Source organism: Arthrobacter sp. SDR-2R, assembly GCF_057747955.1.
In genome coordinates, this window is the sequence record NZ_CM173231.1 from 1989883 (window position 1) to 2013438 (window position 23556).

The 23556-nt window shown below is 66.7% G+C and carries 23 protein-coding genes; 12 read left to right on the forward strand and 11 right to left on the reverse strand.

Annotated elements, in window-relative coordinates; translation table 11 throughout:
* Positions 1 to 4 precede the first annotated feature (4 nt).
* Both AC3ANU_RS09285 and AC3ANU_RS09290 read left to right on the forward strand, forming a co-directional pair.
* Positions 5 to 952: an electron transfer flavoprotein subunit alpha/FixB family protein gene (locus AC3ANU_RS09285; RefSeq protein ID WP_018768538.1), complete on the forward strand. Its 948-nt coding sequence runs from the start codon at positions 5 to 7 to the stop codon at positions 950 to 952.
* 4 nt (positions 953 to 956) lie between these two features.
* A complete protein-coding gene (locus AC3ANU_RS09290) occupies positions 957 to 1736 on the forward strand; it encodes a PIG-L deacetylase family protein (protein ID WP_488315870.1) in 780 nt (259 codons plus the stop codon).
* Between the two features lie 79 nt (positions 1737 to 1815).
* Here AC3ANU_RS09290 and AC3ANU_RS09295 read toward each other — a convergent pair whose 3' ends face one another.
* The 4 genes from AC3ANU_RS09295 to AC3ANU_RS09310 form a co-directional block, all read right to left on the reverse strand.
* Positions 1816 to 2688 (reverse strand): anti-sigma factor, encoded by an 873-nt coding sequence (locus tag AC3ANU_RS09295; protein ID WP_488315961.1) that lies wholly within the window; start codon positions 2686 to 2688, stop codon positions 1816 to 1818.
* Between the two features lie 10 nt (positions 2689 to 2698).
* On the reverse strand, positions 2699 to 3307 hold the full coding sequence (locus AC3ANU_RS09300) for a sigma-70 family RNA polymerase sigma factor (RefSeq protein WP_018768535.1): 609 nt from the start codon (positions 3305 to 3307) through the stop codon (positions 2699 to 2701).
* A 215-nt stretch (positions 3308 to 3522) separates the two neighbouring features.
* Complete coding sequence (locus tag AC3ANU_RS09305; RefSeq protein WP_134163788.1) at positions 3523 to 3990, reverse strand: tRNA (cytidine(34)-2'-O)-methyltransferase; 468 nt, start codon at positions 3988 to 3990, stop codon at positions 3523 to 3525.
* A gap of 23 nt (positions 3991 to 4013) precedes the next feature.
* Positions 4014 to 4958, reverse strand: a complete 945-nt coding sequence (locus AC3ANU_RS09310) for a J domain-containing protein (protein ID WP_018768533.1) — start codon at positions 4956 to 4958, stop codon at positions 4014 to 4016.
* 199 nt (positions 4959 to 5157) lie between these two features.
* Between AC3ANU_RS09310 and AC3ANU_RS09315 the strand changes: the two genes are divergently transcribed.
* On the forward strand, positions 5158 to 5847 hold the full coding sequence (locus AC3ANU_RS09315) for a hypothetical protein (protein ID WP_488315871.1): 690 nt from the start codon (positions 5158 to 5160) through the stop codon (positions 5845 to 5847).
* A gap of 179 nt (positions 5848 to 6026) precedes the next feature.
* On the opposite strand, the gene AC3ANU_RS09320 is transcribed toward AC3ANU_RS09315, so the two are convergent.
* Complete coding sequence (locus AC3ANU_RS09320) at positions 6027 to 6449, reverse strand: hypothetical protein (RefSeq protein ID WP_134163790.1); 423 nt, start codon at positions 6447 to 6449, stop codon at positions 6027 to 6029.
* 88 nt (positions 6450 to 6537) lie between these two features.
* Here AC3ANU_RS09320 and AC3ANU_RS09325 point away from each other — a divergent pair, with 88 nt between their 5' ends.
* The 9 genes from AC3ANU_RS09325 (at position 6538) to AC3ANU_RS09365 (ending at position 17141) form a co-directional block, all read left to right on the forward strand.
* A complete protein-coding gene (locus tag AC3ANU_RS09325; RefSeq protein WP_488315872.1) occupies positions 6538 to 7203 on the forward strand; it encodes a helix-turn-helix transcriptional regulator in 666 nt (221 codons plus the stop codon).
* A gap of 45 nt (positions 7204 to 7248) precedes the next feature.
* Positions 7249 to 8478, forward strand: a complete 1230-nt coding sequence (locus AC3ANU_RS09330) for a cysteine desulfurase family protein (RefSeq protein WP_268003322.1) — start codon at positions 7249 to 7251, stop codon at positions 8476 to 8478.
* Between the two features lie 169 nt (positions 8479 to 8647).
* A complete protein-coding gene (gene mnmA, locus AC3ANU_RS09335) occupies positions 8648 to 9760 on the forward strand; it encodes a tRNA 2-thiouridine(34) synthase MnmA (RefSeq protein ID WP_235509712.1) in 1113 nt (370 codons plus the stop codon).
* Between the two features lie 268 nt (positions 9761 to 10028).
* Positions 10029 to 11663: an ABC transporter substrate-binding protein gene (locus AC3ANU_RS09340; RefSeq protein WP_056388114.1), complete on the forward strand. Its 1635-nt coding sequence runs from the start codon at positions 10029 to 10031 to the stop codon at positions 11661 to 11663.
* A gap of 95 nt (positions 11664 to 11758) precedes the next feature.
* Positions 11759 to 12841 (forward strand): ABC transporter permease, encoded by a 1083-nt coding sequence (locus AC3ANU_RS09345; RefSeq protein WP_018768526.1) that lies wholly within the window; start codon positions 11759 to 11761, stop codon positions 12839 to 12841.
* Entirely contained in the window at positions 12841 to 13842 is a 1002-nt protein-coding gene (locus AC3ANU_RS09350) for an ABC transporter permease (RefSeq protein ID WP_488315873.1), read from the forward strand. The genes AC3ANU_RS09345 and AC3ANU_RS09350 overlap by 1 nt, the downstream gene beginning before the upstream one ends.
* Complete coding sequence (locus AC3ANU_RS09355; RefSeq protein ID WP_488315874.1) at positions 13839 to 15554, forward strand: ABC transporter ATP-binding protein; 1716 nt, start codon at positions 13839 to 13841, stop codon at positions 15552 to 15554. The genes AC3ANU_RS09350 and AC3ANU_RS09355 overlap by 4 nt, the downstream gene beginning before the upstream one ends.
* 97 nt (positions 15555 to 15651) lie before the next feature.
* Positions 15652 to 16059: a chorismate mutase gene (locus tag AC3ANU_RS09360; RefSeq protein WP_056388109.1), complete on the forward strand. Its 408-nt coding sequence runs from the start codon at positions 15652 to 15654 to the stop codon at positions 16057 to 16059.
* A gap of 74 nt (positions 16060 to 16133) precedes the next feature.
* Positions 16134 to 17141 carry a uroporphyrinogen decarboxylase/cobalamine-independent methonine synthase family protein gene (locus tag AC3ANU_RS09365; protein ID WP_018768522.1) on the forward strand — a complete coding sequence of 336 codons (1008 nt, stop codon included), beginning with the start codon at positions 16134 to 16136 and terminating at the stop codon, positions 17139 to 17141.
* Positions 17142 to 17143: 2 nt separating this feature from the next.
* Here the strand turns inward: AC3ANU_RS09365 and AC3ANU_RS09370 are convergent, their stop codons facing one another.
* The 6 genes from AC3ANU_RS09370 to AC3ANU_RS09395 are packed head-to-tail and all read right to left on the reverse strand — an operon-like array spanning position 17144 to position 23502.
* Positions 17144 to 17857 (reverse strand): DUF4166 domain-containing protein, encoded by a 714-nt coding sequence (locus tag AC3ANU_RS09370; RefSeq protein WP_268003318.1) that lies wholly within the window; start codon positions 17855 to 17857, stop codon positions 17144 to 17146.
* 43 nt (positions 17858 to 17900) lie between these two features.
* A complete protein-coding gene (locus AC3ANU_RS09375; protein ID WP_488315875.1) occupies positions 17901 to 19193 on the reverse strand; it encodes a DUF58 domain-containing protein in 1293 nt (430 codons plus the stop codon).
* A complete protein-coding gene (locus tag AC3ANU_RS09380) occupies positions 19193 to 20188 on the reverse strand; it encodes an AAA family ATPase (RefSeq protein ID WP_488315876.1) in 996 nt (331 codons plus the stop codon). Before AC3ANU_RS09380 ends, AC3ANU_RS09375 begins: the two co-directional genes overlap by 1 nt.
* Positions 20185 to 21411: a DUF4350 domain-containing protein gene (locus AC3ANU_RS09385; RefSeq protein ID WP_488315877.1), complete on the reverse strand. Its 1227-nt coding sequence runs from the start codon at positions 21409 to 21411 to the stop codon at positions 20185 to 20187. Before AC3ANU_RS09385 ends, AC3ANU_RS09380 begins: the two co-directional genes overlap by 4 nt.
* Positions 21408 to 22046, reverse strand: coding sequence for a DUF4129 domain-containing protein (locus AC3ANU_RS09390; RefSeq protein WP_018768517.1), 639 nt, complete (start codon positions 22044 to 22046; stop codon positions 21408 to 21410). Before AC3ANU_RS09390 ends, AC3ANU_RS09385 begins: the two co-directional genes overlap by 4 nt.
* The gene (locus AC3ANU_RS09395) at positions 22036 to 23502 is read right to left on the reverse strand and encodes a DUF7847 domain-containing protein (protein ID WP_488315878.1); all 1467 of its coding nucleotides are present in this window, start codon (positions 23500 to 23502) and stop codon (positions 22036 to 22038) included. The genes AC3ANU_RS09390 and AC3ANU_RS09395 overlap by 11 nt, the downstream gene beginning before the upstream one ends.
* Positions 23503 to 23556 lie beyond the last annotated feature (54 nt).

Sequence of the window (23556 nt, forward strand, 5' to 3'; positions counted from 1 at the left end):
CGACATGGCAAAAGTACTCGTATTCATCGACAACCCCGGCGAATCGCTCAAGAAGAGCAGCCTTGAGCTGCTGACCCTGGCCCGTTCCCTGGGCGGGGGCGCCGTGGCGCTCAACGGAGACCTTTCCGACGGCGCCGCAGCCACCTTCGCCGAATACGGCGTGGAAAGCATCCTGCGCCCGTCTGCCCAGGACCTGGATGACTTCCTGGTGGCACCCAAGGCCGCCTACGTGGCCGCCGCGGCTGAAGCCAGCGGCGCCGGCATCGTGCTGCTGGACAACTCGCCCGAAGGCAAGGAGATCGCGGCGCGGGCGGCTATCCGGTTGAACGCCGGGGTCATTACTGACGTGGTGGCCGTGGACCCGGACGGCACTGCCCACAAGTCCGTCCTGGCCGGCTCGTACAACACGGACTGCAAAGCCACCACCCCGGTTTCCGTGCTGACCCTGAAGGCCAACAACGTCACCCCGGAACCTGCCCCTGCACCCACAACGCCCGAAACAGCGACGGTTGAGGTCCCCGCGGTGGCTGCAGCCGCCCGGATCACGGCCCGTGAGCAGAAGGTGGCCAGCGGCCGGCCCGACCTCACGGACGCACGGATCGTGGTTGCCGGCGGACGCGGCATGGACGGCGACTTCGGCCCGGTGGAAGAGCTGGCCGATGCCCTCGGTGCCGCCGTGGGCGCCTCCCGTGCCGCCACGGACGCGGGCTGGATCAGCCACGATGCCCAGGTGGGGCAGACCGGCAAGACAGTTTCCCCGCAGCTGTACATCTCCGCAGGCATCTCCGGCGCCATCCAGCAAAAAGCCGGAATGCAGACGTCCAAGGTCATCGTTGCCGTGAACAAGGATGCCGAGTCCCCGGTCTTCGAGATTGCGGATTTCGGCATCATCGGCGATGTGTTCGAAGTCCTCCCGCAGGCCACCGCCGAGATCAAGAAGCGAAAAGGCTGAATCGTTGACTGCCTCCCACGAGCAGGCAGGGAGCCCGTTCAACCCGGACATACACCGGGTTGGGCGGGTGCTCTGTTTTGCGGCCCACCCTGACGACATCGATTTTGGCGCAGCCGGCACCGTTGCCGCCTGGACGGCGGCCGGCGTGGAGGTCAGCTACTGCATCATGACTGACGGCGACGCCGGCGGCTTCGACCCGGCGCACCGCGCGGACATCATCGCCATGCGCGACGCCGAGCAGCGCCGTGCCGCGGAACTGGTGGGCGTCACCGACATCCACTACCTTCACCAGCGGGACGGGTACCTCGAGCCGTCGCACGAGGTGATGAAAGGGGTGGTGCGGCTGATCCGGGAACTCCGTCCCGACGTCGTCCTCGCCATGCATCCGGAACGGAACTGGCAGCGGATCCAAAAGAGCCATCCCGACCACCTGGCCGTGGGGGAAGCGGTAACACGTGCCGTGTATCCCGCGCTCGAGAACCCGTTCGCCTACCCGGAACTGGCCGAAGCCGGCCTGGCAGCCTACAAGCTGCCGTGGCTGTGGCTTTACGCCGGACCCGAGGAACGGGAGAACCACTTCGTGGACGTCACCGCCCAGGTGGACGCCAAGCTGGCCGCCATCCATGTCCACGTCAGCCAGCATCCTGACGTGGCTGCCATGGAAGCCGCCGTCCGGCAGGGTATGCGGCTCAATGCCGCACGGGCCGGGCTGCCGGAGGGGCACAGCGCGGAAGCCTTCCACGTGGTGGCAATCAACGGGCCCGGGACCATCGCAGGCTTTTGAGTTGGAAAGCGCCCCCGGTTCCTTCCTCAGGAAGGAACCGGGGGCGCTTTACTGTTTGACGGCTGATGCCGGGGCCGGGTCAGGCTCCCAGCGGGGCTGCCGCCACCGTGGGCAGGGTGGGGGCCTTGGACCCGCCCGCCGGCTCAACTGTGATTCCCAGTGAAGCGGCCGAGTGGATGCCCTGGACCACCGCAGGCTTGGACAGGGCCTGTTCGTCCATGAGGCCCTGCGACACCGGTGCGGAGCCGTCCTTGGGGATCAGCCACATCTGGTAGACCTTGCCCGCCGGGGGAGCGGGCACGCCGCTCATCTTCACTACGGCCGCGTCCTCCGACGCTGAAATCAGGAGGGTGGCCTTGCCGCCGCCCACCACGTTCACGGAAGCTTCGCGCAGGTCCCCGGCCCTGGCCACCTGGTTGACCGGATCGTTTTGGTCGGCAATGTAGGCGCCAACGCCCACGCCGCCCAGGGCAATGGCTGCTGCAGCTGCCACGCCGACCAGCCAGCGCCGGGCGCCGGAAGCGCCGCGCCGGTCCTCCCGGCGCTTGCGGGCCTGCGCCAGCTCATCGCGAGCTTCCGGCCCTGCAGGCTTGCCTTCAAATGGGGTTGGCGGGGTGCCTGCGGCCGGTACGGCTCCACCGGGCAGCCCCTCCTGCCCGGGGAATTGGGCAGGAAGCTGCGCAATGATCCGCTCGAAGAGGTCCGACGGGGGTTCTTCCTCCACCCGGAAAGTGCGCGCCAGCGCCTCGCGGGACTGCCGGACGCGGTCCAGGAAGGCCAGGCGCTCCGCTGCCGGGGCCGAGGAGATGTACTGGTCAATGGCGTCGCGTTCCTGCTCCGTGACCGCATCCAGGGCGTAGAGCTCGGCCAGGTCAACGGCGCGGCCTGACGCAAGGTCCATGGCGACGGTGTCGCCGAAGGAACCCGAACGTCCACTGCGCCCTTCGTCCATACCGCTCATCTCAACTCACCCCCAAACAGGTCTTCAATCGGATCAGTCCATCGCGGATGCGGGACTTGATGGTGGGCACGGCTGCGTTCAGCCGTTCGGCGACCTCCCGGTAGGTGAGGCCGCCGTAGTAGGCAAGGCGCACGGATTCCTGCTGTGTTTCGGTCAGCGTCCCCAGGCAGCGGACCACCGCCTCAGCCTCAAGCCGGCTGCCCACTTCGTCGGAAACACTGTCGTGGTCGATGTCCTGCGTGCTGGCCCCGTACCTGGCTTCCCTGTCGGTGGAAGACTGCGACGAGCGCACCTTGTCCACGGCCCGCCGGTGCGAGATGGTCATCAGCCAGGAAAGCGGGCTCCCTGCCTGCGGATCGAACTTCGCCGCGTTCTGCCAGACCTGCAGGAAGACTTCCTGGGTGGTGTCCTCGCTGAGTTCGGGATCGATCAGGACGCGCCGTGCCATGCCGAAGACCCTGCGGGACGTCAACTGGTAGAACTCGGCGAACGCCGCCTGGTCTCCGCGGGCGATGCCCGCGAGCAGGATTGACAGGCGTTGGCTGAGGTCTGCCGGCGGGTCAGTCACCGCGGCGGAGCCCTCGGAATTTGGCGCGTTGGGAGTTTCCATTAAGTCCAAGCATAAGTCTCCGGGCGGCGAATCCTGAGCACTGCCGTGCCGGTTGCGGCTTGCCTGCCTGGATCCTGACTCCAGTAGTGTCACCTGCCGCTCCTTGCTCCGCTCGAATGTCGTCAAGAGTCATTCGAGGCCGGAGGCGGGGCGGATGGGACGGCGGCTGAAGAATTTGCATGGCTCCTGGGAGGGGGCGCCGGTCCGGACGACTGCTACAGCCTGGCCCCCGCAAAACCTTGCTGGCGCCAGGCCTCATACACGGCAATCGAGGCGGCGTTTGCGAGGTTCAGGGAACGCAGGGCCGGCAGCATGGGCAGGCGCACGGTGGCCGTTACATGGGGATCGGTCTTCAGTTCCGCCGGCAGTCCCACGGATTCACGGCCGAACATCAGTACATCACCGGGACGGTAGGTGATGTCCGTGTAGCTGGTGGTGCCGTCAGAGGTGAAGGCGTAAACGTTCCCGGGCTGAAGGTGCTCCCAGGCGGCTTCGATCGACTTGTGCACAGTGACGACGGCGAGGTCGTGGTAGTCGAGGCCCGCCCGGCGGAGTTTTGCGTCAGAGAAGTCGAACCCCAGGGGTTCCACAAGGTGCAGCTCTGCGCCGGTGATTGCGGCAAGGCGGATGGCGTTGCCGGTATTGCCGGGGATTTCTGGGGCATGGAAAAGGATGCGGAACACCTCCCCATCCTAGCGATCCGTTCTTAGTGCATCCCCCGCAGCAGCCTTGCGAGGACCGGAACGTTGACGGTGTTCGGGGCAGGGCCCGATGCCAGGAACTCCTTCAGGCCGCGCACCATGCCGGCGGCATTGACGATCTGGACGGTCTCCAGGGCGCCCGCGGGGCGCCGGTGGTGGTCGATCACGGGTTCGTGGAGGTTGCCGTCAGGGCTGTGCACCACGGTCCATCCGGTGACGTTGAGCTCGGGAAAGATGTCCTGCATGGCCCACACCACGCGGGCGAGCTGCGGTGGTGCCACCGCGCGGCCGCCGTGGTTGAGGGTCCGGCCGTCCCATGCATAGGCGCCCTTGGGCAGCAGCATGGAGTTGACCAGGGCCAGCCGGTAGCCGGACAGGACCGCGTGGTCGATGTGGCTGTTGTCCGCGGGCGACTGCAGGCCGTTGATGAGCCGCGCGGCCGGGATGGCCGGAAGCACCTGCCGGGTCAGCAGCTGAACGGTGCGCATCTCGCGCTGGATGCGGGCCTCGGCACCGAAGATACCCCGTTTCCGCGGCATCCCGTGTACCTGTTGGCGGGCCTGGGCAAGGGGAATGAGCGGGACCGCGGAGCCAGCTGCCTCGTACGGCGGAACGTAGACCGGCGGGTCGCCTGCGGTGTTCCTGCCGTTGTCCGGCCTGCGGACGGTGGCAGAGGCCCGGCTTCCGGCGGCGGGCGCATCAAAGTGGGCGCCGCCGTCGGACGTGTCACGGACCGCACCCGCGCCATAGGTGCGGTCGTAGGCTTTCCGGCGCTGCGGATCGATGAGGGTCTCGTACGCGGCGGTCACCCGGCGGAAGGTTGCGGCGTCACCCCCGTGGTCCGGGTGTGCCGCCCTGGCAGCGCGCCGGTACGCCACCTTGATTTCCTTTTCGGTGGCGGTAACGGCCACGCGAAGGACCTGGTAGTGGGAGCTGCTGCTCTCGGTCAAGATCTTCCTTTTCTTGATGCGCGGCGTCTTAATTCTCCGCAGGGAAAGCAAAGTGCCCGCCCAGTCTAGCCAGCACGGTTGATGGGCCTGCCGTAACAACGAATGTCCGGGGCTTCCAGGTTCCCGGCCGACGGCGTCTAGACTCTTGCCAGCGCGGCCGGACACCGGCCGAAGGGGATGCGACGGACTGGAGACGGATATGCCGACGACGGCGGGACGGGCCGGCAGGGCATGGAACCGGGGAGTGCGGCCCGCCATTGCAGGCCTGGTTGCGGTGCTTCTTGGCGGCTGCAGCGTGGACGTCCGGGATCCTTCCGTGCCTGCTGCCCCTGCCAGCACGCCCGTTCTGTCCACGCCAACCATCATCCCGGGCCACGACGCCGCTGCAGTGGCGGGACGGGACCTGCCCTTTGCCGCCGGTGGCACCTTGGCGCCCGGGGTGCCGGTGGGAATTTCTGACGGGCTGAAGGACGTGCCCGGCTGGAAGGTCACCAAGGACAACGTGTCGGACGCCAGCGAATACGTCAAGGCGGATGGGTGCGTTGTCGCCGCACGGGTCAGTACGGGCCAGGGGCCGCTGGTCCGCGGCGATGACCGTGAATCGTCTGTCGCCCTTTTCCAGTACCTGGACGCCACCATCCAGCCCTCGTACCTGAAGACCGGGACTTTGCGGTGGGGTGGTACCCCCGAGGCTCCCGGCAAGAATGTGGAAGTGCTGGCGCTGGAGCAGACGGCTCCCGGCGGAAGGTCCACCGCCGTGCTGGCGAGGGTCTTCGGTACCGCAGGCTCCTCGGCCTATATATCCGTGTCCTGCCCGGATCCGGCCACCTTGGCCACGGCGCGCGACGAGGTGGTCCGCTACCTGCCGTTGCTGCCTCCGTCTGCTTGAGCCCGGACAGCGTGCATGCATGGGCCCTGTTGCAGGGCTGGGGCGCGGGGTCCGGCTCGTAAAACCGCCGGCGGCTGGAGGGCTCAGCTGCCGGCGGCTTTGGGTGTGCACAACGCTCCGCGCCGTGAGTAATGCTGTGCGCTGTCTGTAGTGCTTGCGCCTGGCCGGCGCCAGCGGCGTCAGGCAGCAGTTCGGCTGGTCCCCATCGACAGCCGGTTAAGGGCCAGCGCGCCGACCAGCAGCCCGAAGTCCCGCAGGGCCACGTCGTAGAAACTTCCCAGCAGGAGCAGGTTGATGATGATCCCTGCCAGCCACGCCGCCACGAGCAGCGAACCATACTTCGGCCGGACGGCCACGACGATGCCCGCGATGATCTCCACTGCGCCGACGATGTACATGAAGGTCTGGGGCGGCAGCGGCACCACCGCTGTTGCCTGGGGCGCCAGGTAGATGGTCCAGTCAGTCAGGATGTTCGTGAACTTGTCCAGGCCGAAAAGGACCGGAGCAACGGTGAAGACGGTACGCAGCAGCACGAACGCCTGCCGGGCCGCCGGCATGGTGGTTGATGCGTGCTGGGCCCGCACTGCCGATGCTGATTTCATGGTGTTCTCCTTCTAAAAGTAGGTATTCCCATTTTAGAAAGCGCACGTTCTATAATCAATAGATCTTGACTTTGGATTGGTGGGCATTATGTACCGACTTCCCTGGGCTGACAGGATTGCTGCCGTTGCCTCGCTGACGGACGCCAAGAGGCTGCATCTTTTCGAGCTCGTGGCATCATCACCACGGCCGCTGGGGCGCGACGATGTTGCCGAGGCCGCAGGCATGGCCCGCAGCACGGTGTCATTCCACCTGGACAGGCTGGTCCAGGACGGTTTGCTGGCCGTGGAGTTCCACAAGCCCGCAGGAAGGACGGGGCCGGGCTCCGGCCGCCCCGCCAAGATGTACCGGACAGTGGGGAGTGAAATCGGCGCGTCGGTGCCGGACCGGAACTATGACCTCGCCGGGGAACTCATGGCGGCCGCCATCGAAGCCTCCCAGGCCGACGGCGCGCCTGTGGCTGAGTCGCTCCGCGCGGCCGCCTTCCGGAAGGGCCGGGAACTGGCGGAAGCGGCGGGGGACCTGGAAGAGTTCCTGACCGAATCGGGCTACCAGCCAGAGCACGACGGCGAGGGCGGTTACCTGCTTCCCAACTGCCCGTTCCACCGCCTGTCGCGGGCACATGCGGCAGTGGTGTGCGATATGAACGGCGCCTTCCTGCGCGGGGCCGCGGTGGGGTGTGGCAGTCCGGAAGAGCGCGTTGCCCCGGCTGCCGGCGCCGGCCATTGCTGCGCGAGGATTACCGGCGGGGACTGACCGGCTCCCCGGGGATGCGGCGGCAGGCCACGATAGAATTGGGGGATGCCCGCCTATCTCGACCATGCCGCCACCACTCCGCTGTCCGCAGCGGCGCTCGCCGCCCTGACGCGTGAACTGGCCCGGACCGGGAACCCGTCGTCGCTTCATGGATCGGGACGCCGGGCGCGCCGTGCCGTTGAGGATGCGCGCGAGGTGATCGCAGCGGCCGCGGGAGCCCACCCCTCCGAGGTAATTTTCACCTCCGGAGGCACCGAATCGGACAACCTCGCAGTGAAGGGCATGTACTGGTCCCGCGTGGCAGGGGACCCACACCGGCGCCGCATCCTTTGCTCCGCCGTCGAACATCATGCGGTGCTGGACACCGTCGAATGGCTCGAACGCCACGAGGGTGCCGACGTGACCTGGCTGCCGGTGGACGGCAAGGGTGTCCTGGACCTCGACGTCCTCGAAGCCGAGCTCGCGCGCGACCCCGCCGCTGTGGCCCTGGTGACCGTGATGTGGGCGAACAACGAGGTGGGCACCATCCAGCCCATCCACCGGGTGGTTGAGCTGGCCCATGCCGCCGGCGTCCCCGTGCACTCCGACGCCGTCCAGGCATTCGGCTCCGTCCCGGTGCACTTCAAGGAATCGGGCCTGGACGCGATGTCCATCTCCGGACACAAGATCGGCGGCCCGGTGGGCGTGGGCGCACTCCTGCTGGGCCGCGCTGTAAAACTGACGCCGGTACAGCACGGCGGCGGCCAGGAACGTGACGTCCGCTCCGGCACGCTGGACACCGCCTCCATCGCTGCCTTCGCTGCCGCCGCGGAGGCCGTCACCGCCGGGCTGCCGGCGGAAGCGGCGCGGATTGCCGCACTGCGTGACCGCCTGATCGAGGGCGTCCGGGAAAGCGTTCCGGAGGCCGTCCTCCGCGGGGCACCCCACGGCGGCCGGCTGCCAGGCAATGCCCATTTCACGTTCCCCGGCTGCGAAGGTGACTCGCTGCTGTTCCTTCTTGACCTGGCCGGCGTCGAATCATCCACCGGCTCGGCGTGCACCGCCGGCGTGCCGCGGCCATCCCACGTGCTGCTCGCCATGGGCCTGGACGAGGAAACGGCACGCGGAGCCCAGCGTTTCAGCCTGGGGCACGCGTCCACCGAGGCCGACGTTGATGCTTTGCTGAGGGCGCTTCCGGAGGCTTATGCGCGGGCCCGCCAGGCCGGCATGGCCGGGCACGAGTCCTCCATCCAGACAGCAGGAACCGTGGCGCGGCAGGCGCTGCGCGGCGTGTGAACGCGCCACCCGACGTTCTTCGTGCCCATACCGGCCTGGATCGTGCCGGCCGATTTGCCTGCCACCGTAGAATAGATAGGCGAAGATCGTTTCCGCTGCCGGTGGGTCCCAGCCCGGCCCGGAAAAACATATCCCTCAACAGAAGGCCAGCATGCGAGTACTAGCAGCCATGAGCGGCGGAGTGGACTCCGCTGTTGCCGCCGCCCGCGCGGTGGAGGCCGGGCACGACGTCGTCGGCGTCCACCTGGCCCTCTCGCGCATGCCCGGCACCCTGCGCACGGGCAGCCGAGGCTGCTGCACCATTGAGGACTCCCGGGATGCCTGGCGCGCCTGCGACGTTTTGGGCATTCCCTATTACGTGTGGGATTTCTCGGAGCGCTTCAAGGAAGACGTCGTCCAGGACTTCATCGATGAATACGCGGCCGGCAGGACGCCCAACCCCTGCATGCGCTGCAACGAACGCATCAAGTTTGCGGCCCTGCTGGAAAAGGCCATCGCCCTGGGCTTTGATGCCGTGTGCACCGGCCACTACGCCAAGGTGATCGAAGACGCCCACGGTAACCGGGAACTGCACCGCGCCGCGGACTGGGCCAAGGACCAGAGCTACGTCCTTGGCGTCCTCACCCACGAACAGCTCAAGCACTCCATGTTCCCGCTGGCCGACACCCCGTCCAAGGCCGAGGTGCGTGCCGAAGCGGAGCGGCGGGGCCTGTCTGTCGCCAACAAGCCGGACAGCCATGACATTTGCTTCATTCCCGACGGCGACACGGCGGGTTGGCTTGCGGAAAAAATCGACATGACCACCGGCGACATTGTCGACGAGACCGGCGCGAAGGTGGGGGAGCACCCAGGAGCCAACGCGTTCACGGTCGGCCAGCGGCGCGGACTAAAACTCGGAACTCCCGCTGCCGACGGCAAGCCCCGCTTCGTCCTGGAAATCCGGCCCAAGGAAAACAAGGTGGTGGTGGGTCCCGAGGCGCTGCTGGCGATCGACGAGATCCGCGGCATCAAGGTGTCCTGGGCGGGACTTCCGATCGCCGAGGTGGAAACGGGAGCTGAGTTCGACTGCTACGCCCAGGTCCGGGCGCACGGGGACCCGGTGCCGGCCACTGCCAGGATGGAGCCTGCCACGGACGGAGCCGGAGGCCAGCTGGTGGTCCGGCTGGTGACGCCCCTGAGGGGGGTGGCCCCCGGCCAGACAGTGGTGCTCTACCAGGGCAGCCGGGTACTGGGCCAGGCCACCATCGACACCGCCCGGTCGCTGCAGCGCGCCGCGCTCTAGCCACACGATCCCAAGGCACCGTCCCGGTTGTCGCCGGGGCGGTGCTTTGGCGTTTCCGGCCGATTCCTGTCCCTCAGGCGCCTGCATCCGCAGTCCGACCAGTGGGCAGGGGTACCAATGAGATAAATTTTGTGTTTCAACTCACAAATTGGCCGTCCCGAGGGCTGACTCTCTGATTGAATCTAGGGATCAGCCCTGTGCTCCGGGGCAGGGGCACACACGCCCATGTGCCCGGAGCGCACGTTCTCATCGGACAGAAAGCTCACAGATGACGAAGAGCAACAAAGCCCTGCATGGCGCGATCGCGCTGGCAGGCATTTCCGCGCTGGCAATGACGGCCTGCACAGGCCCGTCCGGAGGCGGAAGCAGCACAGCATCGGGAAGTGCAGGCAGCATCATTGCTTACGGCACCACCGACAAAGTCACTGCCCTGGACCCGGCGGGGTCGTACGACAACGGTTCGTTCATGGTGATGAACCAGATCTACTCCTTCCTGATGAACTCCAAGCCCGGCGGCGCCGAACCTGCACCGGACCTGGCCGAATCGGGTTCCTTTACTAAACCCACGGAATTCACGGTCAAGATGAAGAGCGGCCTTAAATGGGCCAATGGGCACGTACTGGACTCCAAAGACGTGAAGTTTTCGTTCGACCGCCAGGTCAAGATCGCTGATCCCAACGGGCCTGCATCCCTGCTGACCAACATCCAGTCCATTGCCACCCCGGATGCCACCACAGTGGTGTTCACCCTCAAGCAGGCCAACGATCAGACCTTCACCCAGATCCTGCAAAGTCCCGCGGCCCCCATTGTCGACGATGAAGTCTTCCCGGCGGACAAACTCCTCAGTGACGAGGAGATCGTCAAGGCCAAGGCCTTCCACGGCCAGTACGTTATCGACTCCTACAACAAGAACACGCTGGTGAGCCTCACGGCTTGGCCCGATTACAACGGTGTCCTCGGCAAACCGGCCAATTCCGGCGCCACCATTAAGTACTACACCGACCAGACCAACATGAAGCTGGAAGTCAAGGGTGGGCAGATCGACGTTGCCAACCGCAGCCTCAGCGCCACGGACATTGACGACCTCAAAAAGGACTCCAACGTCAAGGTCAACGTCGGCCCCGGCGGCGAGATGCGGTACATCGTCTTCAACTTCGACACCATGCCCTTTGGCGCCAAGACTCCCGAAGCAGATCCTAAGAAGGCGCTGGCCGTGCGGCAGGCCATGGCCAACCTCGTTGACCGCCAGGCCATTTCCGACCAGGTCTACAAGGGCACCTATCTGCCCATGTGGTCCAATGTTCCGTCCGGTTTCCTCGGCGCCAACGAATCCTTCAAGCAGGCGTACGGCGACGGAAGCGGCAAGCCGAGCCTGGACAAGGCGAAGAAGGTCCTCAGCGACGCCGGCATCAGCGGTCCGGTCAATCTCAAACTGCAGTACAACCCGGACCACTATGGCAAGTCCTCGGGTGACGAATATGCCATGGTCAAGGACCAATTGGAGAAGAGCGGCCTCTTTACCGTAGATCTGCAGTCCACCGAGTGGGTCACCTACAACTCGGCATCGAAGAAGGACAGCTACCCCGTCTTCCAGCTTGGCTGGTTCCCGGACTTCAGTGATGCGGACAACTACCTGACCCCCTTCTTCCCTAAGGGCGGCTTCTTCAACAACCACTACTCCAACACCGACGTCGAAGCGCTGATTGCCAAGCAGTTGGTCACTGCCGACAAATCGGAGCGTGTTAAGACTATCCAGGACATTCAAAACCAACTGGCCAAGGACATTTCCACCCTGCCGCTGCTGCAGGGAGCCCAGGTGGCCGTTTCAGGGAAAAACGTGAAGGGCGTGGATTCCACATTGGACGCATCCTTCAAGTTCAGGCTCGGGACCGTTTCCAAGTAATCACCAATCCGCCAGCTTAGGAGGTGGGGCCTGCGCGGCTCCGCCTCCTAACTGTTGGCCCCATATCTTTCGTTTTCTTACCAAGCAGGGACAGCATGGCCACAATGATCGATGCGCCGCCGCCAACGGTAGCGCCGCCCAAATCCAAATCCGCGGGAGGTGGCCTCGGGAGATACATCCTGATCCGCTTCCTGCTTATCTTTCCGACGATCTTCATCCTCGTCACCCTGGTCTTCTTCCTGATGCGGATCACTGGCGATCCCATCACCGCATCCCAAGGCGGACGCCTGCCGCAGGAGCAGATTGATGCGTTGATCCACCAGGCTGGTTATGACCGGAGCCTGTTCATTCAGTACGTCGAGTACCTTGGCAACATCGCCACAGGCAACTTCGGAAGGACCATCTCAGACGGGCGGCCCGTCATCGAGATGCTGACCACTTTCGGGGCCGCCACGCTGGAACTGAGCATCAATGCCTTGATCGTGGCGCTGCTGGTGGGAATTCCGCTGGGGATGTTTGCCGCCCACAAACGCGATAAGGTTCCGGACGCCCTCCTGCGGTTGTTTGCCATTCTTTGCTACGCCACTCCTGTCTTCTTCGCAGGTCTGCTGCTGAAGCTGGTCTTTTCCGTAGGCTTGGGCTGGTTCCCCGTCGCGGGCCGTGCATCCACCACAACGGAACTGGCGATGGGCAGGCTGGCAGCGCCCAGCCGGATCTACTGGCTGGACGCCCTGCGCAGCGGTGACCTGGCAGCTTTTGGCGACATCGTCCACCACGCGGTTCTGCCTGCCGTCGCCCTCGGCCTGCTTACAGCCGGTGTTTTCCTGCGCCTGGTCCGCACCAACGTCATTGGCACCCTGGGCAAGGATTATGTTGAGGCCGGCCGCTCCCGTGGAGTCAGCGAATTCCGGCTTGTGACAAAGCATGCCTACAAGCCGGCCCTGATCCCCATCATCACCGTTATGGGCCTGCAGATCGCCTTGATGCTCGGCGGCGCAGTGCTGACGGAAACCACTTTTGAGTGGAAGGGCCTTGGGTATCAGCTGGCGCAGTACCTGACGGCGCGTGACTTTGTTGCGGTCCAGGGGATAGTCATGCTTCTGGCCGTCATCGTTGCGGTCACCAATTTCGTGGTGGATATTGCGGCCGCGCTGATTGATCCGCGGGTGAGGTACTGATGAATAACGAAGCCCTGTCCCATCCCAAAAAGCCGCTGCTCGACCGCCTGCCGGTGGCGTCCCACATCCGCCAAAGCGTTGGCCTGCAGCGCACGATGCTGCTGATCGGCGTCGTGCTTTGTGTTGTTTTTGTGGTGGCTGCTGTTTTCGCGCCGCTGCTGGCGCCCTATGGTTTCTCCCAGATTTCCGATGAAGCAGGCTCGTTTCCGGCCCAGGCGGAACCCGGTGGCAAGCACCCATGGGGGACGACTGTTGGAGGCTACGACGTCCTGTCACGCGTGATCTGGGGATCACAGACAGCCGCAGCGGTGCTTGTGGCCGCTGTCGTGATGTCAATCTTCCTCGGGGTATTTCTGGGGCTCGTCAGTGGCTACATTGGTGGCTGGCTGGACCGGGTTCTTGTGGTGGTTGCTGATGCCATCTATGCCTTTCCGACCCTCCTCGTAGCGATCGTTATGTCCATCGCGATCAATAAGGGGCAGTCCGGATTCTGGGGTGGAATCTTCGCCTGCGGGCTGGCGATCACCGCAGTGTTTGTCCCGCAGTACTTCCGGGTGATACGTGCCGAAACCATACGGCTGAAAGCCGAACCGTTCGTGGAATCCGCCCAGGTGGTAGGTGCCTCCAGCGCCAGGATCATCGGCCGGCACATTTTCGCCAACGCCACCAGGACCCTGCCATTGATCTTCACCCTCAACGCATCGGAAGCCATCCTGACCTTGGCAGGGCTGGGCTTCCTGGGCTTTGGCATTGAGCCGAGCTCCGCTGCGGAATGGGGATTTGACCTGAACAAGGCACTTTCCGATGCCTCCTCGGGCATCTGGTGGACCGGTGTGTTCCCTGGCTTGGCCATAGTCCTGACGGTCGTCGGACTCACCTTGGTCGGGGAGAGCATTAATGACCTGAACGACCCGCGCCTGCGCGGACGCAAGCGTGCCGGCGGCACGGCGCCGGCCCCGGTGGCCAATGAGGCCATCGCTGCAGAAGTGAGGAATTCATGACAGGCAACATCGACCCGTCGCCGGTACACGAGCCCGACGCCGGCCAGCACGTGCTCGACATCGACCACCTGCAGGTCACGTTCGCCACGGACGCAGGCGATGTCCACGCAGTCAAGGACGTGAGCCTCAACGTCAGGAAGGGTGAGGTCCTTGCCATCGTGGGGGAGTCCGGCTCCGGCAAGACCGTCACGGCCAAAACCATCCTGGGCCTGCTCCCGGAAACCGCCACGAGTTCCGGCGCGGTCCTGATCAACGGCACCAACATCATCAGCCTCAGTCCGCACCGGCTGCGGCAGATCCGCGGCCGGGATGTGGCCATGGTGTTCCAGGAGCCGTCCACGGCCCTGAACCCCGTATTCACAGTGGGCTGGCAGATCGCCGAGGGGATTCGCGCCCACGCCGCCGTGGATGGCGGAGGCCGCGTCTCGGCAAAGGAGGCCAAAGCACGGGCAATCGAGGCGCTCCGCAAGGTGGGCATCCCTGACCCGGAACACCGCGTCAACTATTACCCGCACCAGTTCTCCGGAGGGCAGAAGCAGCGTGTGGTGATCGCCGCCGCGCTGGCGCTGAACCCCGGACTGATTGTCGCCGACGAGCCCACCACCGCCCTCGACGTCACCGTCCAGGCCGAGATCCTGGAGCTGCTGCGAGACCTTCGCGACAAGTACGGCACGTCCATAGTGCTGATCACGCATAACATGGGCGTGGTGGCTGACCTGGCGGACCGCGTGGTGGTGATGTACCAGGGCGACGTTGTGGAGGAAGCCCCGGCGAAGACGTTGTTCGCTGAACCCCGCCAGGACTACACCCGCAAGCTCCTGGCTGCAGTCCCGCACCTGGGCCGGAATTCCGCGTCCGCAGGCCTTACCGAACGGCGCCACCAGGATGAGGAAGTCCTTGTGGCTGCTGACAACCTGGTCATCGAGTATCCGGGGCGGCTCGGCACCCCCGCTTTCAAGGCCGTGGACGGCGTCAGCTTCACCCTGTCCAGGGGTGAGGTTTTCGGCCTGGTGGGCGAATCGGGGTCCGGCAAGACCACCATCGGGCGGGCCATCGCCGGGCTCAACCGGACCACCGGCGGCAGCCTGAAGGTGCTGGGCTATGAGATGCTCAACCTTCGCGAACGCACTTTCAAGCCGCTCCGCAAGGACATCGGCTTCGTGTTCCAGGACCCCGCCGCCTCCTTCAACCCGCAGCTGACCATCGGGGAATGCATCGCCGAACCTATGGTCATCCACACAAATCCAAGCCCGGCCCAGGCGCGGAAACGCGTCGGTGAGCTGCTCGAATCAGTCCAGCTGCCGGCGTCGTACGCGGCCCGTTACCCGCACGAACTGTCCGGCGGCCAGCGGCAGCGGGCATCACTGGCGCGGGCGCTGAGCCTGAACCCGCGGCTGCTGATAGCGGATGAGCCGACGTCGGCCCTGGACGTTTCGGTGCAGGCAAAGGTCCTGGAGCTGTTCAGGGACATCCAGGAGGAGTTCGGCTTCGGCTGCCTGTTCATCAGCCATGACCTGGCTGTAGTGGACATCCTGTCCTCGTGGGTGGGCGTGCTGTACAAGGGCAAGCTGGTGGAGCAGGGGATCGGAAGCCAGGTCATGGGGAACCCCCAGCATGACTACACGCGCCGGCTGATCGCCTCCCTGCCCGTGCCGGACCCGGCCGAACAGGCCAAACGCCGGGAGGAGCACCGGGCACTCCTGGGCATCTGACCCTCCAGGCCCGCAGTGTGGGGCGCCGGTGCCGGCGGACGGCCGCACCGGCGCTTCACACCCGCGTCGATTCCGTCGGCTCCCATAGACTGGAGCCATGACGCAGCACAACCCCAGCACTCCTGGCTCCGACGATTTTGATCCCTCCGCCAGCTCACTGGCTGGCCACGTGGACGATTCGGTGATGGCTGAACTGCTGTCCATCCGCTCCAGCATCGACAACATTGATGCCACCCTGGTGTACCTCCTGGCCGAGCGATTCAAGGCCACACAAAAAGTGGGCTTCCTGAAGGCAACGCACCGCCTTCCGGCCGGCGACCCAGGACGTGAAGCAGCCCAGATCGCGAGGCTGCGACGCCTCGCCGAGGACGCCCACCTTGACCCGGCATTCGCAGAGAAGTTCCTCAACTTCATCATCGGCGAGGTGATCCGCCATCACGAGGCCATCGCCGAGGACCACCAGGCCTCGTCGGGCCAGCAGCCGCAGACTTCCGCACTGGCGTGAGCCGGGAACAGCACCAAAGGGGCCCAGCCCCGCGTCCGGCCGCGGCTCCCTTCCAGGAGGTCACAGCCAGGGAAGTGACGGCCACCGGACTGGGACCGTGGCCGGGCGAGGACCCGCTGGAAGCCGCCCGGATCATCCGCGGCGAGCTCGGCAGCCCGCACCTGCCATTCCTCGCCGAACTGCCCGACCGCGGTGTCGGCTCAGACGCCCTGGGCCGTACGGCCTCGTTCCTGGAAGAGCTGGCGGTGGACGTCCAGCCCTACGGATGGCGGCTTGTTGACCGCCCCGGCAAGGACATGCAGCGTGCCGTGTCGGCGCTGTCCACCGACCTGAATGTCCTCGCCGACGTGGCCGGGGGCGAGGACGTGTCGGCGGGTGAACTCAAGGTGCAGCTGGTGGGGCCGCTCAGCCTTGCCGCCGGCCTGCACTTGCATAACGGGGAGCGCGCCCTCCTGGACTACGGAGCCCGCCGGGACGTGGCCGCGTCCCTTGCCGCGGGCGTCGGCGGTTACCTTCGCCGGGTTGCGGCGGCCGTACCGGGTGCACGCCTGGTGGTGCAGGTGGACGAGCCCGCCATCGCCGCCGTGCTGGCCGGAACCATACCCACGGCGAGCGGTTACCGCACCCTCCGCGCAGTGCCGGCATCGGAAGCGCGCGAATCCTGGCGCCTGGTCCTGGACGCCCTCCGCTCGGCCGGTGCCGCTGAGGTTGTTGTCTCATGTCCTGAAATCGAAGCGCCGATCGAGCTGGTCCTGGCGGCCGGTGCGGACGGCGTCGCCCTGCCGCTCAAGGCACTGACCAACCGCCAGTGGGAACAGCTTGCCGCAGCACTGGAGTCAGGGAAACAGTTCTGGGCCGGTGCGCTGGACGTCCCCGCCGGCGCCCCGCTGCCCAGGGTCGCCGACTGCGTGGAGTCAGTATGGCGTCCGTGGCGCCAGCTGGGTCTTCCGCCGTCGCTGCTTGGCGCCATCCGGGTGACGCCTTCAGCAGGACTGGCAGGCCACACACCTGCGCAGGCCACCGCCGTCCTGGGCCGGCTGATCCAGGTGGCCGACGGCCTGAACCAGCAGGCGCTGGGATAGGGCTACACCCTGTTCTCCCAGCGGTCCGGCTGGGCGTAGCGGGGCAGGAAGCTTTGGGCGGAACTGCCGCCAGTGTAGGGCCGCAGCCGGTAATCGAAGGCGCCCGCGTACACCAGCACCAGGCCGATCTGCGGCTGGATGACCTTCACCTGGATGCGGTGCCGCCCGTTGCTTCCTTCCGCGGGATCCCACCACTGTTCGGCGTAGGCCTTGGCGTCCAGGCCTGCCGGAAGCGGGACCCGGAGCGGGCCCAGGAAGAGCCGCGACGCCTCTGAGACACCGCGCAGACTTCCGGCAGCGGTGACGCTCAGGTTCAGGTCGGTCACCAGGCGCCGGTATCTGCCCACGTAGTCCACCAGCTGGGTGGTGCCACCCCGGTTGGTGACGCTGGTGGTGTCCTGGAAAAGCCGGGTGCGCGCCGGGAACCGGATCTCGCGCCGGGCGGTAAGGCTGGAACGGCCGAACGGATCCTGGTGGGCGTGGTTCTCGATCCGGAACGGAACGTTCTCCCCGTACTCGGGGAAGAAGGCCTCTTCGCCCCCGGTGACCCTCAGCAAAGGGCGCAGCCACCGCTGGCGGCACCCCACGACATCGAACGTTCCTTCCCCTACGCCGTACTGGCCGGATCCCGGGACCAGCGAGAAGTACTCCTGGAGCTCGGGCTGCAGCCGGGAGAATTCCCGGCCCAGGGCCTGCTGGTAGATCGGGACGTTCATGAAGTGGACCTCCTGTTGCCGGGGGAGACGATAGCCTCCGGATTCACAATCTACCGGCAGCCTTGAGCCGGATGTACATGTCCGCCAGCCGGGGCGGCAACTCGTGGGGCTCGGCGTCCACCACTTCCACCCCGTAGCGGCGCAGCTCGGCTGAGACCGCCGCCCGCTGCAGGAGGGCGCGCTCGGCCGCGGCCGCGCGGAACACCGCCGTGGCATCGTTCCGTTCCCGGAGCATGGCGCCCAGCTGCGGGTCGCGGACAGCCGCCACCACCACGACATGCTGGTTCGCCAGCCGCTCCGCCACGGGAAGCAGGCCCTCCTCCGGCGCCCCGCTGTCCAGCGACGTCAACAGCACCACCAGCGACCGGTGCGCCGAAACAGCACGGACCTGGGCCGGGACCGCAGGCCAATCCATCTCAATCAGCTCGGCCTCAAGCGGAGCCATGGCCTGGACCAGCCGGCCCAGGATATTGCCCTGCCCGGCAGAGCCCGCCCGCGCCCGGACCCTGCGGTCGAAGGCTACCAAGTCCACCCGGTCGCCACCTCGTTCGGCCAGGACACCCAGAAGGAGCGCAGCCTCTATCCCGGTGTCCAGGCGCGATTCGTCCACGATCCTTGCTGCGGCGGTACGGGACGTATCCAGGACCATCACCACGCGCCGGTCCCGTTCCGGGCGCCAGGTCCGGACCACCACGGAGGAGCGCCGGGCAGTGGCGCGCCAGTCGATGGAGCGTACGTCGTCACCGCGGACATAGTCCCGCAGGGAATCGAACTCGGTGCCCGCGCCCCGGACCTGGACTGCCGCCTTCCCATCAAGTTCACGCAGCTTCCGCAGCTTTGACGGCAGGTGGCGTCGGGAATGGAAGGGCGGCAGCACCCGCACCGAGCCCGGACAGTCAATGGTCCGCTGGCGGGCTGCCAGGTGCAGCGGACCAAAGGACCGAAGCGTCACGTGCGGCGCTGAGAGGTCACCCCGCCGGACCGGCCGGAGCCGAACCGCGAACCGCCTGCCTTCCCCGGCCGGGACATCAATGTACTGGACGGGGTTCCGGGCACCGGCGGAAGGTTGCCACCCGTCCCGGAACGATCCCCGAAGCCGCCTGCTGCCGCCGTTACGGATGGTGAGCGCCGCCTCCACCGCATTGTTCAGGGTTACGTTCTCCGGTTCGGCACGCGCCACATTGACCTGCCGGAGGGGTGCCGCGGCCAGCAGGTCCGCGCCCAGCAGCGCTGCAAGCACCGCGATCGTGGCCAGGACCGTCAGCCATTCCGGGAACAGCAGTACCGGTACAAGTCCCAGCAGCGCCACTGCCACGAAGCGCCCGGAGATGGCCATCAGCGCGGAACGGGGACGGCGGCCAGGATGCTGCCCAGGACGTCGTCCACCCGGACCCCGTCCATCTGCGCTTCGGGCTGCAGCGCCACCCGGTGCCGCAAGCAGGGCAAAGCCAGCGCCTTGACGTCGTCCGGGGTCACGAAAGAGCGGCCGGAGAGCCACGCCCACGACCTTGACGTGTTCAGCAGGGCGGTGGCGCCACGCGGTGAGACGCCAAGCTGGAATGAAGGCGCTGACCGGGTGGCGCGCACCAGGTCAACGATGTAGCCGATAATTTCCGGTTCCACCGCCACCCGGCCCACTGCCTCCCGCGCCTGTTCCAGGTCCTCCGCGCCGGCCACGGCCCGGACGCCGGCGGCAGCCAGGTCCCGCGGATCGAACCCGGCGGCGTGGCGGCGGATGACTTCTATCTCATCCCTGCGTTCAGGCAGCGGCATGGTGAGCTTCAGCAGGAACCGGTCCAGCTGTGCCTCAGGCAGGGAATAGGTCCCCTCGTACTCCACGGGGTTCTGGGTGGCCGCCACCAGGAATGGCGAGGGCAGCCGCCGGGAGACGCCGTCCACAGACACCTGCCGCTCTTCCATGGCTTCGAGGAGTGAAGCCTGGGTCTTTGGAGGAGTCCGGTTGATCTCGTCCGCCAGCAGGAGGTTGGTGAAGACCGGTCCTTCCCGGAAGCTGAACTCGGAGGTGTGCGAGTCGTAGACCAGGGAACCGGTGACGTCACCCGGCATGAGGTCGGGGGTGAACTGCACCCGCTTGGTGTCCAGGCTCAGCGCGGAGGACAACGCCCGGACCAGCAGGGTCTTTGCAACCCCGGGGACGCCCTCCAGCAGCACATGCCCCTGGGAAAGCAGTGCAATCAGGAGGCCGGTGACGGTGGCATCCTGCCCCACCACCGCCTTGGCCACCTCCCGGCGGACCGCAAGCAGCGCCTGCCGAGCGCCGTCGTCGTCAACCGTATTAAGGACCCGCTGGCCACTGCTCTGTTCGCTCATCGGATCTTGACCTCTTTCTCGAGTTTGTCCAAGGCCTGCGACCAGGCAACCAGCCGGGCCTCGGTTGCGGGGCGTTCGTTGATCAGCGCGCGGACTTCAGTGGCGTCCCGGTTCAGGATCCGGGCTGCTGCCGAAATCGTGTCCTCGGCGGTGGCGCCTGGTCCCATCCGCAGCTTCCCGGACAACCGGACCAGCAGGCCGGCCCGGAGGTTGTCCCGTGCCTGGTCGATGGCGCGCGCGTCCTGGTAGAGCCGGGCACGTCCCTCGGCCGTCTCAACAGCCTTGACCACCACCGGCAACGGCTCGAATACGAGCGGCCCGTGCCGCCGGCCCCGCCACACGACGGCCGTCACCGCCACCAGGAGCAGCCAGGGGCCCAGGAAGCGGGCCCAGGCCGGAGCAATGTCATCGAGGGTTTTCCCGGATCCGTTGGATGCTGCGTCCTCAATCGAGGGCAAGTACCAGACCAGGTCAGGCGACGCGCCGAGCAACCTGGTGGCAAGCGCGGCGTTTCCCAGTTCGTCCAGCCTCCCGTTGCCCAGGACGGCCGTGCTGCCCAGCACGGCCAGGCGGCCATCGCCGCTGATGGCAAGCATTCCGGCGGTTCCTGCTGTCCGGAAACAGGACGTGCCGCCGTCGTACACAAATCCTCCCTGTCCCGTGATCTGTCCCGCAGCTTCCGCGTCAGGGTGGGAACACCCGGCATCAAGGATCGGGAAGGCATCGGGAACAACGCCGGCCTGGTGGATGCCGCTGTCAAGGGCGGTGAGCGTCTCCAGCCGTGGGGAGAGCACCACCACCCGGTCTGCCTCCGCTCTCAGGTCGGCCAGCTGCTGCGCACCCAGGATGCCGTTCCTGTCGTAGAGCAGGAGGGTGGGGGAGGAGCCGGAGCGCAGGTCCGCCAGCGCTGCATCGAACCGGCCCGGTGTGTGAACGGAAACCCCGTGCCGGCCCAGGATCTGCGCCAGCGCCCTGGCCCCTTCCGGCGCGGCATTGTGGACCGAGAGGGGAACGGCGTCACCCTTCGGAGCGAGTTGCGTGCCCACGACAAGTGCCAGCCCCGCAGCCACCACCATTGCCGCCGCGGTCAGGCCGCGGTGCCGCCGCAGCCAACCCCGAATCCTCCGGTTGTCAGCCACGGATCCGGTGGCCGGTTGCTTGCCACCGTCCGGTTCCCTGCCCGCGTCCCGGGGTTTCTCGCCGATGGCGGGAAGGCCGGTCACGGCGTCACCGCCGCAGTGCCGGCGGTGGCGGGCTTCATGGCGTCCAAGGCGGTATCAAGCTCCACCATCTGCCGGTAGTCCCCGCTGTCGGCCGCCCTGTTTCCGTAGCGGACCCCGTCGAAAGTGGCCGCTGCCCGGGCAAGGCGCCCGGACTGGCTGTTGAACGGAACGGACAAGGCCCGGGCCGCTTCGTCGGCAGTGCGGCCGGGCTGCGGGTCCAGGATGGCCCGGTCCTCCGCACTCCGGACCACCGCGCGGAAGCGGTCGACGACGGCGTCCCCCCACTTTCCGGCGGCGGCCGCCGCTTCCGCACGGGCCCGGTAGTCGGTGGCACCAAGGGTGGGTTCCCGTTCGAAGACGTCCCTGGCCTGCCGGGACCGGGCGTGCAGGCGGGGGCGGGCCAGGATGACGGCAGCCGCGATGATGGCGGCAATAACGAGGGCGATGACGGGGCTTGGCACCGGGGCAGCGTCTCCCTGGGAGCCGTCCAGGGACTGCAGCCAGTCCAGGAAGTTCCGCCACAGGGTGCCGAGCCATGAGGGGGCGGCATCACGGTACTCCCGTTTGGCCAATTCCTCCTCCGCCCAGCGCCGTGCCTCCCCGGCACCCGGACGCACGGGTGGCTCAGCCGCCATAAGGCCAGGCTCCAGGCGAGGCTCCATATCCGGGATACGGGCGGTTGTTGCCGGGGTGCGCGCCCCGGCCCGGGATGCCGTCAGGATCAGCGCCGTTCTCCAATTGGTGCAGCAGCGCAATGTCCAGGCCGTCCCGGCGCATCCGCAGGTCCATGTAGAGCAACGCCATGACTGACGTCTGGAAGGCGTAACCGACCGCGCCCACCAGGGCACCGACCACCGCGGTGAAGATGCCGACGGCCACGGCGAGCGTTGCTTCCTGCCCGCTGCCGCCGTGCGGCGAGACCACCCCGGAGAGGACCGTTGGCAGGATGCTGGCCGGGATCAGGACCACCTGGGTGATGACGGCCACCAGGATCCCCACCACCAGGGTGATGCCAAAGATCCGCCACCAGTTGCCCCTGGTCAGTTTCCAGGACCGGCGAAGGCCGGCAAACGCCCCGAGTTCTTCGATAACGACGGCGGCGGGCGCCACCATGAGCTTGACCGCCACCCAGAGGAACCCGGCGCCGAAGGCCAGCATCAGGGGGATGACCAGCAGGGCTCCCGCGCCACGCACGTTGGAGAACAGGAGCACGACGACGGCGACGAAAACGATCGCCGTGGCCAGCACGGCTGCAACCAGCAGCGCCGCCAACCTGATCAGTGACCCAAACCTTGGACGCGCCAACGACAGCATGCGCCGGAAGCCGGTGGGCTGGTTAAGGACGGACCGGGCCACCGGGACCACCATGGCACCTTGGAGGACAACGGTGATGAAGACGGACAGGATGGACAGCAGGACGAAGGTGGCCATCAGCCCGAATCCCAGGGAAGCGATATCGGTGTTGCTCGCCGTCCGGGCCCAGGCTTCGATGGACCCTGACGACGTCGCGAAAACTCCCGTTAGCACCGCCGCGAGGATGGCTGACAGGGACTGCGCCAGGAGGCCGGCGCCGAGCATCGCCTTGGCGTTGCGCCTGATGGCCTGGAAGGAACCGTCCAGGACCTCCCCGAACAACAACGGCCGCAACGGAATGATCCCGGGTTTGGGCGGGGCTGCATACCTGGGCTGCGCTGAGGGCCAGGCGCCGTAGGAACCGCCGGAATACGGCGACCGAATATCTGGGGGTCCGCCGTAAGGCTGGCCGCTGTATCCCGGGGTCCCGTAGGACTGGCCGCCGGATGGGAAAGCTCCGGGGGACGGGGCGCCAGGGTACGGGGCTTCAGGGTACGGGGCATTTCGGGGCGGGTGCTGTCCGGGCTGCTGTTGCCACTGCGGTTGCTGCCGCGGCTCGGTTCCCGGCCAGGGGCCTGCTTGCCGGCCCTCGGGCGGCGTCCAGGGCTGGTACCACTGCTGTTCCCGGGCGGGCGGCACCGGCCCGGGCCCGCCTGCGGAAGCCGGCCCGACGTCGTCGTGTCCAACGCCTGGCTGCTCCTGCGCCGGCTCCCCGGGCCCCGACTCCTGTGGTGACACTGATTCCTCCCCCAATACCAGTCCGCCTGCTCCTGCGCCGGAAATGCACCCGGC

Coding starts and splice junctions, on each gene's coding strand:
- AC3ANU_RS09285 (WP_018768538.1), top strand. CDS start 5: ATGGCAAAAGTACTCGTATTCATCGACAACCCCGGCGAATCGCTCAAG.
- AC3ANU_RS09295 (WP_488315961.1), bottom strand. CDS start 2,688: ATGGACGAAGGGCGCAGTGGACGTTCGGGTTCCTTCGGCGACACCGTC.
- AC3ANU_RS09300 (WP_018768535.1), bottom strand. CDS start 3,307: ATGGAAACTCCCAACGCGCCAAATTCCGAGGGCTCCGCCGCGGTGACT.
- AC3ANU_RS09315 (WP_488315871.1), top strand. CDS start 5,158: ATGCCGACGACGGCGGGACGGGCCGGCAGGGCATGGAACCGGGGAGTG.
- AC3ANU_RS09320 (WP_134163790.1), bottom strand. CDS start 6,449: ATGAAATCAGCATCGGCAGTGCGGGCCCAGCACGCATCAACCACCATG.
- AC3ANU_RS09325 (WP_488315872.1), top strand. CDS start 6,538: ATGTACCGACTTCCCTGGGCTGACAGGATTGCTGCCGTTGCCTCGCTG.
- AC3ANU_RS09330 (WP_268003322.1), top strand. CDS start 7,249: ATGCCCGCCTATCTCGACCATGCCGCCACCACTCCGCTGTCCGCAGCG.
- mnmA (WP_235509712.1), top strand. CDS start 8,648: ATGAGCGGCGGAGTGGACTCCGCTGTTGCCGCCGCCCGCGCGGTGGAG.
- AC3ANU_RS09340 (WP_056388114.1), top strand. CDS start 10,029: ATGACGAAGAGCAACAAAGCCCTGCATGGCGCGATCGCGCTGGCAGGC.
- AC3ANU_RS09345 (WP_018768526.1), top strand. CDS start 11,759: ATGGCCACAATGATCGATGCGCCGCCGCCAACGGTAGCGCCGCCCAAA.
- AC3ANU_RS09350 (WP_488315873.1), top strand. CDS start 12,841: ATGAATAACGAAGCCCTGTCCCATCCCAAAAAGCCGCTGCTCGACCGC.
- AC3ANU_RS09355 (WP_488315874.1), top strand. CDS start 13,839: ATGACAGGCAACATCGACCCGTCGCCGGTACACGAGCCCGACGCCGGC.
- AC3ANU_RS09360 (WP_056388109.1), top strand. CDS start 15,652: ATGACGCAGCACAACCCCAGCACTCCTGGCTCCGACGATTTTGATCCC.
- AC3ANU_RS09370 (WP_268003318.1), bottom strand. CDS start 17,857: ATGAACGTCCCGATCTACCAGCAGGCCCTGGGCCGGGAATTCTCCCGG.
- AC3ANU_RS09375 (WP_488315875.1), bottom strand. CDS start 19,193: ATGGCCATCTCCGGGCGCTTCGTGGCAGTGGCGCTGCTGGGACTTGTA.
- AC3ANU_RS09380 (WP_488315876.1), bottom strand. CDS start 20,188: ATGAGCGAACAGAGCAGTGGCCAGCGGGTCCTTAATACGGTTGACGAC.
- AC3ANU_RS09390 (WP_018768517.1), bottom strand. CDS start 22,046: ATGGCGGCTGAGCCACCCGTGCGTCCGGGTGCCGGGGAGGCACGGCGC.